Below are 14051 nucleotides of genomic sequence, written 5' to 3'. Positions count from 1 at the left end.
CCTCTCCTCTGATTTTCTATTCCTCAATCTCTGCCACAACGGTTTCTCCGGCCTGTGCATCCATTCCGGTTCTGTAGCTTAAAGCTCCCCGGCCGGTGCCGTCTGTCACAGCCATAATAGTAACAGCCCGCTTTCCGGCTTTCTGAATCTTGTCCCGGTCAAATCGGATGAGGGGCGTTCCTGCCTCCACCACATCCCCCTGGTTTACCAGATACTCAAAACCGTCACCGTTCATCTGCACCGTGTCAAGCCCCACATGGATCAGAAGCTCTCTTCCATCCTCCATCACAAGTCCCACTGCGTGCCTGGACTCCTGCATCAGCACGGCAACCGTGACCCTGGCAGGAGCCACCACTGTATCGCTCTCCGGCTCGATGGCGATTCCGTCTCCCAGGATTTTAGCTGAGAACACACCGTCTCCGACTTCCTCAATCGGGATCACCTTACCGGAAAGGTATGCCACAAGATGCTCCTTTTCTTTGCCGTTTCCATTCCCACTGTCCGCGTTTTTACAAACCTCTGCACCTTTTTTAGGCTCCTTCTCGCCGCTCTGGAGCTCTGCTCTGTCTTTTTTGTCCTCCTCTGCTGCCAGCCCTTCCTCCGTTCCTCTGTCAGCCGCTGACAGTTTCTTCTGTCCTGCCAGCATGGTCAGGATAAACGGAATGACGATGGCAGCCGCCATGGCAATGGCAAAGGTCGGCATGGAGGCCACCTGAATAGACAGGATGCCTGGAAGTCCTCCCACTCCCACTGCATTGGCCGTGGTGCCTGTTGCCACTGAAATCACGGCTGCCGCAGCGGAGCCAATCATGCCGCAGATAAATGGGAAGGTATATTTCAGGTTGACGCCGAAAATTGCAGGCTCTGTCACACCCAGATAGCAGGAAATGCAGGCCGGAACATTGACCTCCTGTGCCCTGGTGTTCTTTTTCTGAAGACGGATCATGGCGAGAACGGCCGAGCCCTGCGCAATATTGGAGAGAGCAATCATGGGCCAGAGCATAGTTCCGCCATAGTCAGCGCAGAGCTGAAGGTCAATGGCATTGGACATATGGTGAAGTCCCGTAATGACAAGAGGTGCATAGGCAAAACCGAAAATTGCCGCGAACACCACCTTAAAGCTGCCTGTAATCCCCGCATAAACCACGGAAGAGATGGCAGAGCCGATCTTCCAGCCAATGGGTCCCAGCACCCAGTGAGCCGCCATCACTGCCAGCAGAAGGCTTAAGAAGGGCACGACTATCATGGAAATGGCCTGGGGCACAATCTTCTTAAAAAAGCGCTCCAGATAGGCCAGGGTAAAGGCCGCCAGCATAGCCGGAATTACCTGCGCCTGATAACCGATCATATTGATCTGGAAAAAGCCAAAATCCCACTTGGGAATCTCTGCCGCAGCCGTGCCTGCCACACTGTAGGCATTTAACAGCTGACTGGAAACAAGGGTAAGTCCCATGACGATGCCCAGCATCTCCGTCGTTCCCATCTTCTTGGCCACCGACCAGCAGATTCCAACCGGAATTCCCACATGGAACACAGCCTCTCCAATGAGCCATAAAAATGAGTCGACGCCCGCCCAGAACTGGCTTAAATCGCAGAGTGTCTTTGTCCCGTTTTCAAACAGGTAAAGGCTGTCAATACAGTTTCTAAAGCCCAGGATCAGACCTCCTGTAATGATAGCAGGAATCAGAGGAGCGAAAATCTCTGCCAGAACTGCAATAGCCCTCTGAAGCGGATTCTGATTTTTCTTAGCCGCCTGTTTTACCGCATCCTTGGACACTCCCTCAATACCCGCCGCTGCGGTAAAGTCATTATAAAAGAGAGATACGTCATTTCCGATAATTACCTGAAACTGACCTGCCTGGGTGAAGCTGCCCTTCACTGCCTTTAATGCCTCAATTTTCTCCACATCTGCCTTCTTCGGATCATTTAGCACGAACCGCATTCTGGTCATGCAGTGTGAAACCGCGGCAATATTTTCCCTGCCGCCCACAAGCTCAAGGAGCTGTCTGGAATCCTCTGTGTACTTGCCCATCGTTACCCTCCGTTTTTATTTCTGGCTTTTCCTCTCTCGGGATGATACCGCTTTTCCCTGGAAAAGTCTCTGCTGAGCCCCGGCATGGTCTGTTTTTCTTCGAACCGGGTTTAACTTGTTTAAACATCTTTTTATAATCCCGTTATAACACACTTGTTTAAACATGTCAATCAATTTTTCCTAAAATCCATTGACTTTTTCTTCTATATTTAATATCCTTGATTTAGTTTCGGCCAGACACTGAAATTTATACAAGAAAACGGGAAGTGAGTACCTATGCCAAAGGCAAAATTTGAACAGATTTACAGGGATCTGAAACGGAAAATAGAAAATGCCACCTACGGCTTTCAGACGCTTCTGCCGTCGGAAAATATCCTGACAGAGGTCTATTCCTGTTCGCGCAATACGGTCCGCCGGGCCATCTCTGCCCTGGCGGCAGAGGGCTATGTCCAGTCCCTTCATGGTATTGGGGTGCGCGTTATCTTTCAGCCTGTAGAACAGGCAGCCTTCACTATCGGCGGCATCGAATCCTTCCGGGAATCTGCTGCCAGAAACCACCTGAATGCCTGCACCAGAGTTATCTGCTTCATGGAACTGACCGCCGATGAGCGGATCAGCAGGCGTTCAGGCTTCCCCGTAGGAAGTGAACTCTACTATATCCAGAGAGTCCGCTACCTGGACAAAAAAGCCCTGATTCTCGACATCAACATGTTTCTGAAGGAGAAATGCCTGGGACTGACTAAAGAAATTGCAGAGGATTCCATCTACAGCTACCTGGAACAGGAATGCAGACTGAACATCGTCACCAGCAAACGGAAAATGACGGTTGAGCTTGTCACAGAGATCGATGAGAAATACCTGGAGCTTGGCGACTATAACTGCCTGGCCGTCATATCAAGCCAGACCTTTGATGCAGACGGAGTCATGTTTGAGTACACCCAGTCCAGGCACAGACCAGACTACTTCTGCTTCCAGGATACGGCAGTGAGGAGAAAATGAAAAGGGGAGTGGGGAAGGGAGAGGCGTTCAGGTTCCAGCGAAGTCACCTGAACGCCTCTCCCTTCCCCTGCGCAGTGCGGCGGATGGGTGTTCCCACAAGGAAAAAAGAGGAAGATTTTCAGTAACTTCTCCGGAACCCAAAATCCTCCTCCCCCACACACAAAAGAAAAAAGAGGAAGATTTTCAGTGACTTCGCTGGAACTGAAAATCTTCCTCTTTTTTCACCCCCCCCACTAATCCAACTCCAGTTTTCCTGTATAGAGCTGGTAGTAGATTCCTTTTTCTTTGATTAAGTCCTCATGGCTTCCTCTCTCCACGATCCGGCCGTGTTCCAGAACCATGATGGCGTCGCTGTTTCTGATGGTGGAGAGCCTGTGAGCGATAACGAACACAGTTCTGCCCTTCATCAGGTTATCCATACCCTGCTGAACAATCTGCTCGGTTCTTGTGTCGATGCTTGAGGTAGCCTCATCGAGGATCAGAACCGGCGGGTCGGCCACTGCGGCTCTGGCGATGGCCAAAAGCTGCCTCTGCCCCTGTGACAGCTCCTCGCCGTCGTTTGTCAGCATGGTGTCATAGCCCTTTGGAAGCATCTTGATAAACTGATCTGCATGGGCCAGCTTAGCCGCCGCAAATACTTCCTCATCTGTCGCATCCAGCTTTCCGTAGCGGATATTGTCCATAATGGTTCCTGTAAACAGGTGGGTATCCTGAAGCACGATTCCCAGGGAGCGGCGCAGATCTGCCTTCTTGATCTTGTTGATATTGATTCCGTCGTAGCGGATTTTTCCGTCCTGCACGTCGTAGAACCGGTTGATCAGGTTGGTGATGGTGGTCTTTCCGGCTCCGGTAGAGCCTACAAAGGCCAGCTTCTGCCCAGGCTTCGCATAGAGGGTCAGGTCATGGAGAACCATCTTCTCATCTGTATAGCCGAAGGTCATGTCAAAGAAGCGTACATCGCCCTTCAGCTCCGTGTAGGTAACGGTGCCGTCTGCCTGATGCGGATGCTTCCAGGCCCACATTCCCGTGCGCTCCGTACACTCTGTGATCGTTCCGTCTGCGTCTTTTCTGGCGTTTACTAAGGTTACGTATCCTTCGTCCACCTCCTGCTCCTCGTCCATCATGCGAAAGATCCGCTCAGCTCCGGCGAGAGCCATGACAATAGAGTTGAACTGCTGGGCAATGGACATGAAAGGCTGCGTAAAGCTCTTTGTAAACTGCAGGTAGGACGCCATAACACCCAGAGTAATTCCTCCGATTCCCATTACATAGAGGAAGCCTCCCAGAACGGCTGTCAGAACGAACTGCAGGTTTCCGATGTTTCCAATCACCGGTCCCATCATATTGGCGAAGGTATTTGCATTGGCAGCACTGTGGAACAGCTTCTCATTCAGCTCATCGAACTCTTCCTCTGCGATGCGCTCATGGTTGAATACCTTGATCACCCTCTGACCGTTCATGTGTTCCTCCACAAAGCCGGTCACATCAGCGATGGCAAGCTGCTGCCTGAGGAAATACTTTCCGCTGTTTCCGCCGATAGTCCTTGTCACAAGCAGCATGACGATAATCATGACAACCGCAAGGACTGTTAAAAGCGGGCTTAACACCAGCATGGAAATAAAGGTCACAATCACCGTCAGCAGAGACTGAAGCACCTGTGGGATCGACTGGTTGATCATCTGCCTTAAGGTATCTGTATCATTGGTATAAAGACTCATGATGGAGCCGTTTGTATTCTGGTCAAAATAGCGGATAGGGAGCTTCTGCATATGCTCGAACATCTCATCCCTGACCTTCTTTAAAACGCCCTGACCGATATATACCATCAGCCTCGTGTAGATAAAGGTTGCCGCCACGCCGCAGAGGAAAATGGTTCCCAGTACGGCCAACGCTCCGTAAAGCTCTGAATAGTCTGGGTTCTGCTGTCCTATCAGCGGAATAATGAAATCGTCCAGCAGGAATTTCAGCGATAGGGATACGGAAATAGACGCGATAGAGCTTATGAGAATACAGCAGAACACGCCGATAAATCGCAGCTTGTAATCCCTCAGCACGTATCCGAGAAGCCTCTTTCCTGTCAGTAATGTGTCCTTTGTCACTCTCGGTTTCTGCATCTTACTCATTATCCTCACCTCCCTTGACCTGTGACTCATATACCTCCCGGTAAATAGCGTTTGTCTTAAGCAGCTCCTCCGAGGTTCCGATTCCGTTTACCATACCGTCTTCCATGACGATGATCATGTCTGCGTCCTCTACGGAGGAAACCCTCTGGGCAATGATAATCTTCGTGGTATCCGGAATCTCCTCCCTGAAGGCTTTTCTGATCAGGGCATCCGTCTTCGTGTCAACCGCGCTGGTGGAGTCGTCGAGAATCAGGATTTTCGGCTTCTTCAACAGAGCTCTCGCAATGCAGAGTCTCTGTTTCTGACCGCCTGACACATTGTTTCCTCCCTCCACAATCATCGTGTTGTAGCCGGCCGGAAACTCTTTCACAAAGCCGTCAGCCTGAGCCAGCCTGCAGACTCTCTGAACCTCCTCGTCACTGGCATTCTCATCTCCCCAGCGGATATTGTCATAGATGCTTCCGGTAAAGAGCACATTTTTCTGAAGAACCATGGAGACCTGATCTCTCAGCTCTTTCAGTCCGTACTCCCTCACGTCGATGCCTCCGACCTTCACACAGCCCTCTGTCACGTCGTAAAGCCTTGGGATCAGGTTTACGAGGGAGGTTTTCGCGCTTCCCGTTCCGCCGATGATTCCCACCGTCTGGCCAGACTTGATGTGAAGGTTGATATTCTTCAGGGAAAGATTTCCTCCCTTTCCGCCATAGCTGAAGGATACGTTCTCAAAATCGATATCACCGTTCGGCACTTCCTTCACTGCATTAGCCGGATCCTGCATCTCAGGCACCTCTTCAAGCACCTCCGCGATTCGGTCTGTGGATGCTTCTGCAATCATGATCATAACGAACACGAAGGTTACCATCATCAGCGACATGAGAATCTGAAGTGCATACACAATCACGCTTGTAAGCTCTCCTGTCTCCATAGTCTGATTGATGATACTCCGCCCTCCGACCGAAACCATCAAAAGAATGACGCCGTACATGAAAAACTGCATCGTAGGCGCATTCCAGGCTACAATCTTCTCAGCCTTTGTGAACAGCGTGTACACCAGTCTGGAAACCCCGTGGAATTTCTCAATCTCATAGTCCTCCCGCACATAGGCCTTTACCACGCGGGCGGCGTTTACGTTTTCCTGAACGGAATTGTTCAGCACATCGTACTCATCAAATACCTTAATGAAGTGGGGATGAGCCTTTTTCGCAATAAACATGAGGATTCCGCCCAGAATGGGGATCAGAATCAGCAGTGCAACGGAAATTTCCACGTTGATTGTAAGGATCATCACCAGGGAGAGAATAATCATAATCGGCGCCCTGGCCAGCAGTCTCACGCTCATCATATATGCCAGCTGCACATTCGTAATATCTGTCGTAAGCCTGGTTACAAGGCTCGAAGTGGAAAAATGGTCAATGTTTTTAAATGAAAAATCCTGTATTTTGTAGAAAATATCATGGCGCAGGTTTTTGGCATATCCTGCCGCTGCGACTGCCGCAAATTTTCCGGCCATGGCGCCGAAAAACAGCGCAAGCATTGCCATGACAACCAGAATGGCGCCCATCTTCATAATGTAGGTCAGGTCTCCATTCTGGATGCCCACGTCAATGATCTTTGCCATCTGCAGCGGAATCAAAACTTCCATTAAAACTTCCAGGATCACGAACACAGGGGCCAGAATGGACTCCCGCTTATATTCCCGGATAGATTTAAACAGTTTTCTGTTCATGGTTTCCTCCTTGTGCAATTACTTGTTGTCATTTTCTGGGAAGGAACGGACTTCCTTAGGGAACTCTCTGCCGTGAAATCCCTGTGCTCTGCAGTCCTGTTCCCCGCATGAAAGATTGCGGGACATCCGGTTCAGCACGCGGATACAAATTTCAAGCTCTCCCGGCTCAATGCCCTCCAGCATCTTCTTCTCCACATTTCTGATGTCCTCAAGCACCCCGTCCCTGAGGGCCAGGGCTTTCTCAGTAGGGACCACCCTTTTAAGCCGGGCATCCCGCTTTACGCTCTCCCGGCGTATAAAGCCGTTTTTCTCCAGAAGCTGCATCATCCCTGTAGCCGTGGACTTCCTGATGTGAAACTCTGCCTCCACGTCCTTCTGATATATCTCCCTGTGCATGGAGGCCAGGATAATAAAATGGAGCATATGACGCTGAAGCATCGTCAGCCCACTGTCATCCACCGGGACGATAAAATGGCGTTTCAGCTGATTCGACAGGATGTTCACCATCCGTCCCGCATTCTTACAGCAGAGTTGTTCGCCGCAGTCTTCTGCTGTTGTACACATAGTCTCACCTCCGTCTAAAAGCAGGCCCGCAGCTGATTTTCTCTGCGGAAATTAATTGTTCGCTACCTAACTTTTGAAAGTATAGTAGGATTTTTTTTTATTGTCAAGTAGGAAAATAAAAGTTTCTTCAAAAAGTTGTATTGTCAACTATTGGACTGTCCCAATCTGTTTTCTGAACGCAGACAGGGAAGACTTCCCTTTCAGGAAATCTTCCCTGCCCCCTGGCTTTGCCGTTCTGGCCCATCAGCTTTTGGCCTCGCCTGTCATGATAATACTTCCCTCCGGAAATGCACGCCTGAAGAGAAAGCGTACCATGGGTCCTGCGATCAGAAGCTGGAATGGCAGGGCCATAATGAAATTTCGGGGAATATTGAAAGCCCAGATAAAAAGCAGAGTCCCCCATTCTCCTGTTCTCACGCAGGCCTCCGCTGCCCCGAACAGAGACATGATAAATACCATGGGGACTACCATGCAGCTTGAGACCGCGATTACCATGCAAAACGGGCTGGATACTCCCGGCTTTACAAGAAAGCGGAAGGCAAAGCCCTTGGCAAGCCCCGAAACCAGAAACCAGTCACAGCACATGGCAAACACATAGGCAACCGGAAATCCCAGCCAGGCGTCAGCGAGGACGGAAAATGACAGTCCTCCCTTGTGAAGAGCTACATTGTAAATACTCATCCAGAGTACCATCACAAAACACATCATCACTGTATAAATAAAACTCTCTCTTCTGTTTTTCGGCATACTTTTTCTCTCCTTTTTCTTTCCGGCTTTTTTCTGCTTTCGTCTTTATTTTGCAGGCAGACGCAAAAAGCCTGCCGCCCGTTATAATAGTTTATCATCGGGCCATGCAGGCAAATAAGCGTTTTTTTCATTTTCGTGAATCTGTCAAATTACCCTCTCCGGTTTTTGAATGATTTAGGAAAATTATCCAGGAATTCGACTTTCATCTGCGTGTTTTCCCTTATCTTTTCTGTTGAGATTTGACAAATCTGCATTTACTGTCTGTTTTCCGTTCTCACCTCATCCCTGTCCCCCTGACAGAATCCCCCACAAAAGATTTGCCCCTCCGCACAGGCACATCACAAGGATGGGATTCCATTTCAGCCGGCGCAGGAACAGAAAGGCCGCCAGAAAGATGACTCCGCCTGCAAGGTGCAGAGCTTCCGCGCTCACCGCCCCTTCCCCGAACAGAGCCGTTTTCAGCATGGAAAGACCTGCCGCCGCAATCAGGGCCACCACAGCCGGGCGCAGGGAGGACAGCACCGCCCCCACGGCAGAAGCGCCCTTGTACCTGTAATAAAGGAAAGCCAGAAAGGTAACGATAAACAGCGCCGGAGCAATACATCCGGCTGTGGCGGCGAAAGCCCCTGGGATTCCCGCTATGCGTATCCCCACAAAGGTAGCGGAATTGACGGAAATCGGCCCCGGCGTCATCTCTGCGATTGTCACAAGATTGGTGAACTCGCTCATGGTAATCCAGTTTTTTCCCTCCACTACCTGGCTCTGAATGAGAGGAATTGCAGCATAACCTCCGCCTACGCTGAACAGCCCTACCTTTAGAAAGCTCAGAAAAAGTTCCACATAGATCATCTCTCTGCCCTCCTTCTTCTGAAAATCACCATTCTCAGCGCTCCCGCTGCTGCCGCTGTAAGGATAATACAGATCACATTTATCCCCAGAAAAAAATCAGCCGCAAACGCTCCTGCCAAAATCAGGACAGAGTAGATGCTCCGCTCTCTCGCCACACCTGTCCCCAGTTCACAGGCCACATCCAGAATCACTGCAGCCACTCCCGCCTGCATTCCCTGCATAGTCAGAGCTACATATGGGTTAGCAGAAAATGTCTCGTAAAAGAATGAAATAACCGACAATATGGCCATGGGCGGGAGAACCGTTCCAAGCACCGCCACAGCCACTCCAGGCGGACCGCACACCTTAAGCCCCACAAGAATTGCCGCATTCACGGCAATCGCCCCCGGAGAGGACTGAGCCAGAGCCGTAAAATCCAGCATTTCCTTCTCATCAATCCAGTGCAGCCCGTCCACAAATTTCCGCTTCATAAAGGTAACGATGACAAAGCCTCCCCCGAAGGTGAAGGCGCTGATATAGAGCGTTTCCAGAAATAAAACCCAGAGCCTCTGTCTCTTCCGTCTGCGCTCAGTGTTTTTCTCTTCTCTCCCTCTGTTTTTGTTTTCCTGCCCATCAGTTTCTCTCTGGCCTTTCGCATCATTCCAGCCTGGCTTCTCTTGTCCTGCTTTTTTTCGTACCATCTTTTCTACCCAACAGCCTGCAGTTTTTATATTCCTGCATAGCAGCCTCTCTGTATTTTGCCCATACGGCATATTTTGTTCCTCAGTGTCTGTTTTCCGGATCCGCCCTGACTCCCTGTACGTCTGCCTCTCGGACCGTTTACTGCAGACATGCCTGAAATGCAGATGGAGCCGTCTGAAACTCCTCCTCTTTTCTCGTTTTATTATAGGAAAACGGCCGGCAAATTACAATTCCGTTTTTACTTCTTGAGGCTCCCCTGAACCGGCTTCTCCAGACACCGGAGAGGAAACTGTTTCATAGACCTCCCTATGTTTCCCTGCAGACTCGATTCTTCCCCATTCCATTGCCAGTTTGCACAAATTTATTTCTCATAATTTGTAAGGTTTACACAATTCATTTGACATTTCTTCGAAATTATCCCTAATTTTTTCTACAGTCTCACGAAAATCCATTTACTTTTTCATACTATTTTGATATTATATTCAATATTTAATTTTAATTTTCTGGCCGATATTTCGTCTGAAAACGCAGGTTTTTCTTTGTTTTTTGACGGACCATGCAGGCTTCCCTTTCTCACAGAAGGAGGCTTCGGGACTTACCTTTCAGGAAGACACGGATCTGCAGATACAGCTGCATTCCTCCGCGTCCGGCATGGATAATCACTGTTTCGCCAGAGAGAAAGGAGCTTCATCTTGAGCAGACTCAGTATTGTTACCACCAGCAGGGCCCAGACGGTCGTGGAAGGTCTGTATAAGGATCTGGAACGCCGGATTGTTGCCAGCCCGCCGGGGCTCTGTCCGGTGGATTTGACCGCCTCTTTTCTGAAAATGTGCCTGGCCCAGAGCTGCGGCAAATGCGTTCCCTGCCGCGTCGGACTCTCCCAGCTTGAATCGCTGTTTGCAGACATTCTCGAAGGGCGCGGGACCCATAAAACTCTGGAACTGATCGAACGGACGGCCCGCGTGATTTCATCCACCGCTGACTGTGCCATCGGCTACGAGGCCGCCAATATGGTTCTTAAAGGACTGTCCGGCTTCCGTGAGGACTTTATAAGCCACATTGAAACATCCCGCTGCAACTACCATCTGGATCAGCCGGTTCCCTGTGTGGCGCTCTGTCCGGCAGGCGTGGACATTCCAGGCTACGTGGCTTTGGTGGCCGCCGGCCGCTACGCAGACGCAGTCCGCCTGATCCGCAAGGACAACCCCTTCCCGACGGCCTGCGCCCTTGTGTGTGAACACCCATGCGAATCCCGCTGCCGCCGCAATATGATCGACGACGCCGTCAACATCCGCGGCATAAAAAGAGCAGCTGTGGACAACGCCGGAATTGTCCCGCCGCCGCCCTGCGCTCCTTCAACGGGAAAACGGATTGCCATTATCGGAGGCGGTCCCAGCGGCCTGTCTGCCGCATACTATCTTCAGCTTATGGGCCACCAGACAACGGTCTTTGAAAAGCGCTCCAAGCTGGGAGGAATGCTTCTCTATGGAATCCCCAGCTACCGGCTTCCCAGAGAACGGCTTCAGGAAGACGTTGACGCCATCTTAAAGACGGGCGTTGAGGTAAAGACTGACACAGCAGTCGGAAGCGAACCTGGCCAGGTTTCCATGGATCTTCTCCGCCGTGAGTATGATGCCGTTTACATATCCATCGGAGCTCACACAGATAAGAAGGTGGGAATTGAGGGGGAGGATGCCGAGGGCGTCATCTCGGCTGTGGAAATGCTCAGAGAGGTCGGACGCGGACGGATGCCTGATTTCACAGGAAAGAGAGTCTGTGTCATCGGCGGCGGCAACGTGGCCATGGACGTAACACGCTCTGCCATTCGCCTGGGAGCATCCCACACTACTATTGTCTACAGACGCAGAAAGGATGACATGACAGCTCTTCCTGCAGAGGTGGAGGGCGCTGTCGCTGAGGGTGCTGAAATTCTGGAGCTGCACGCACCGGAGCGGATCGAGACGGATGAAAACGGACGGGTGACTGCTCTCTGGGCTTCACCGAAGATGATAGGCCTTATCAAAGACGGTAGGCCTTCCCCGGCCTCTTCCGGTGAGCCGTCTCTGCGCATTCCCTGCGATGTTGTGATTGTCGCCATCGGACAGGGCATTGAGACAAGGCATTTCGAAGATGCCGGCATCCCCATCCGCCGCGGTGTCATCCAGGCGGCAAACTGGAGCGCAGTGGAACACGCTCCCGGCGTCTTTGCAGGAGGCGACTGTGTGACAGGTCCCGCTACCGTTATCCGGGCGATTGCTGCCGGTAAGGTAGCCGCCGCAAATATTGACCAGTATCTCGGCTACAACCATATCATCAGCGTCGATGTGGATATCCCTGATGCCGATTTCTCCGATCGCCCGCCATGCGGCCGCGTAAACATGAAGGAGAGAGATGCCAACGAGAGAAAACACGACTTCCAGCTGGCAGAATGCCCGATGAGCCTGAAAGAGGCCAACCAGGAGGCACACAGATGCCTGCGCTGCGACCGCTTTGGCTATGGAAGCTTTAAAGGAGGCAGGACAACGGAATGGTAAATATAATCATCAACAGACAGAAAGTTTGCGTCCCGGAAGGAACAACCATCCTGGAGGCTGCAAAAAAAATCGGAATCAATATCCCGACCCTCTGCTACTTAAAGGGAATCAATGAGATCGGAGCATGCCGCGTCTGTATTGTGGAAGTGGCCGGGACAAGCCGCCTTGTCACCTCCTGCAACACCCCTGTCACAGAGGGTATGGAAGTATTCACCAACAGCGCCCGCGTCCGGGAGGCCAGAAAGACCAATGTGGAACTGATCCTCTCCCAGCACCACACAAACTGCCCCACCTGCGTCAGAAGCGGAAACTGCAAGCTTCAGAAGGTAGCAAATGACCTGAATCTGGTAACAGACGAATACCCGATCCACTACGCCAAAACCCGCTGGACTACTACCTTTCCTCTTGTCAGAGACGCAGGAAAATGCATCAAGTGCATGCGCTGCGTCCAGATTTGCGACAAGATTCAGAGTCTGAATGTGTGGGATGTTCAGAATACCGGTTCCCATACGACTGTGGATGTATCCAGGGGAAGGGAAATCAAGGCTTCCGACTGTTCCCTCTGCGGCCAGTGCATCACCCACTGTCCCACCGGTGCCCTTCAGGAGAGAGATGACGTTTCCAGAATCTTCAGCATGAACGGAGATCTGAATAATCCCGACAAAATCACGGTTGTCCAGATTGCACCTGCCGTGCGGGCTGCTTGGGGAGAGGAATTCGGCCTCTCCAGGGAATTTGCCACTGACAAGCGGCTGGTGGCAGCTCTGCGCCGGATGGGCTTTGACTATATCTTCGACACTACTTTCAGCGCCGATCTGACCATCATGGAGGAGGGAACGGAGCTTATCGAGCGGCTGAAACACAGAGAGGAGTTTCAGTGGCCCATGTTTACCTCCTGCTGTCCCGGCTGGGTTCGTTTCCTGAAATCACAGTATCCAGATATGGAAGGACAGTTATCCACAGCCAAATCACCGCAGCAGATGTTCGGCGCAGTCACGAAGAGCTTTTTCGCCGCTAAGCTTGGCGTGGATCCGGACAATGTCACCTGCATTTCCATTATGCCCTGCGTGGCCAAAAAGCAGGAGGCAGATCTCCCAACCATGTATGACGGCAGCGTGAAGGATGTGGACTATGTGCTGACCACCCGGGAAATCTGCCGGCTGATCAAGGCTGAGCAGATTGATGTCTTCTCCCTTCCGGAAGAAGAATTTGACTCTCCTCTGGGCGAGTCCACCGGAGCCGGGATCATTTTCGGAGCCACAGGAGGCGTTATGGAGGCAGCTCTTCGGACAGGCTACCACCTGGTAATGGGCAAAAATCCTGATCCGGATGCCTTCTCGGCTGTCCGCGGAATGGACGGCTGGAAGGAGGCTGAATTCCGCCTGGGAGGCACAGTTCTTCGCACAGCGGTTGCAAGCGGCCTTGGAAACACCAGAAGGCTCATAAATGCCATAAGAAGAGGTGAGGCAAGCTACGATTTCGTCGAAATCATGGCCTGCCCCGGCGGCTGTGCAGGAGGAGGAGGCCAGCCGATCCACGACGGCAGGGAAGAGGCTGCAAACCGGAGCGAAACTCTGTATCAGATGGATCAGAAAAATCCTGTCCGCTTCTCCCATGAAAACCACGAGGTTCAGGAACTTTACAGAGCCTACTTCGGAAAGCCCGGTTCCCATCTGGCGCACCGGCTCCTCCACACAGATCACAGCGGCTGGAAGATGCCGGGTGAAAAGCAGGCTTTTGCAGCAGATGAGCAGGCATAGGCAAACATCATTTTGCCGGGCTGCAGTTTCGGCTGC

Annotated in this window: 10 protein-coding genes; 3 read left to right on the top strand and 7 right to left on the bottom strand. The window is 51.5% G+C overall.

Features of this window, described 5'->3' with window-relative positions:
• Positions 1-16 precede the first annotated feature (16 nt).
• On the bottom strand, positions 17-2032 hold the full coding sequence (treP, locus tag LK436_RS06790) for a PTS system trehalose-specific EIIBC component (protein WP_008397495.1): 2016 nt from the start codon (positions 2030-2032) through the stop codon (positions 17-19).
• Positions 2033-2308: 276 nt separating this feature from the next.
• On the opposite strand from treP, the gene treR reads away from it, so the two are divergent.
• A complete protein-coding gene (gene treR, locus LK436_RS06785; protein ID WP_008397498.1) occupies positions 2309-3031 on the top strand; it encodes a trehalose operon repressor in 723 nt (240 codons plus the stop codon).
• A gap of 233 nt (positions 3032-3264) precedes the next feature.
• On the opposite strand, the gene LK436_RS06780 is transcribed toward treR, so the two are convergent.
• The 6 genes from LK436_RS06780 to LK436_RS06755 form a co-directional block, all read right to left on the bottom strand.
• The gene (locus LK436_RS06780; protein ID WP_008397501.1) at positions 3265-5154 is read right to left on the bottom strand and encodes an ABC transporter ATP-binding protein; all 1890 of its coding nucleotides are present in this window, start codon (positions 5152-5154) and stop codon (positions 3265-3267) included.
• On the bottom strand, positions 5147-6880 hold the full coding sequence (locus LK436_RS06775) for an ABC transporter ATP-binding protein (protein WP_021965859.1): 1734 nt from the start codon (positions 6878-6880) through the stop codon (positions 5147-5149). Before LK436_RS06775 ends, LK436_RS06780 begins: the two co-directional genes overlap by 8 nt.
• A gap of 18 nt (positions 6881-6898) precedes the next feature.
• The gene (locus LK436_RS06770) at positions 6899-7444 is read right to left on the bottom strand and encodes a MarR family winged helix-turn-helix transcriptional regulator (protein WP_021965860.1); all 546 of its coding nucleotides are present in this window, start codon (positions 7442-7444) and stop codon (positions 6899-6901) included.
• Between the two features lie 243 nt (positions 7445-7687).
• Positions 7688-8191 carry a hypothetical protein gene (locus LK436_RS06765; RefSeq protein ID WP_008397504.1) on the bottom strand — a complete coding sequence of 168 codons (504 nt, stop codon included), beginning with the start codon at positions 8189-8191 and terminating at the stop codon, positions 7688-7690.
• A gap of 279 nt (positions 8192-8470) precedes the next feature.
• Complete coding sequence (locus LK436_RS06760) at positions 8471-9040, bottom strand: chromate transporter (RefSeq protein WP_008397508.1); 570 nt, start codon at positions 9038-9040, stop codon at positions 8471-8473.
• Positions 9037-9720: a chromate transporter gene (locus tag LK436_RS06755; RefSeq protein ID WP_227910182.1), complete on the bottom strand. Its 684-nt coding sequence runs from the start codon at positions 9718-9720 to the stop codon at positions 9037-9039. The genes LK436_RS06760 and LK436_RS06755 overlap by 4 nt, the downstream gene beginning before the upstream one ends.
• A gap of 693 nt (positions 9721-10413) precedes the next feature.
• Between LK436_RS06755 and LK436_RS06750 the strand changes: the two genes are divergently transcribed.
• Both LK436_RS06750 and LK436_RS06745 read left to right on the top strand, forming a co-directional pair.
• Positions 10414-12255, top strand: a complete 1842-nt coding sequence (locus LK436_RS06750; protein ID WP_147594827.1) for an NAD(P)-binding protein — start codon at positions 10414-10416, stop codon at positions 12253-12255.
• Complete coding sequence (locus LK436_RS06745) at positions 12249-14015, top strand: NADH-dependent [FeFe] hydrogenase, group A6 (protein ID WP_008397520.1); 1767 nt, start codon at positions 12249-12251, stop codon at positions 14013-14015. Before LK436_RS06750 ends, LK436_RS06745 begins: the two co-directional genes overlap by 7 nt.
• Positions 14016-14051: the final 36 nt, after the last annotated feature.

This window comes from Clostridium sp. M62/1 (assembly GCF_020736365.1).
In the GTDB taxonomy this organism is placed as follows: Bacteria; Bacillota; Clostridia; order Lachnospirales; family Lachnospiraceae; genus Otoolea; species Otoolea saccharolyticum_A.
Note: the sequence above shows the minus strand (reverse complement) of the source record. Positions and strands in the feature narration are given on the sequence as shown.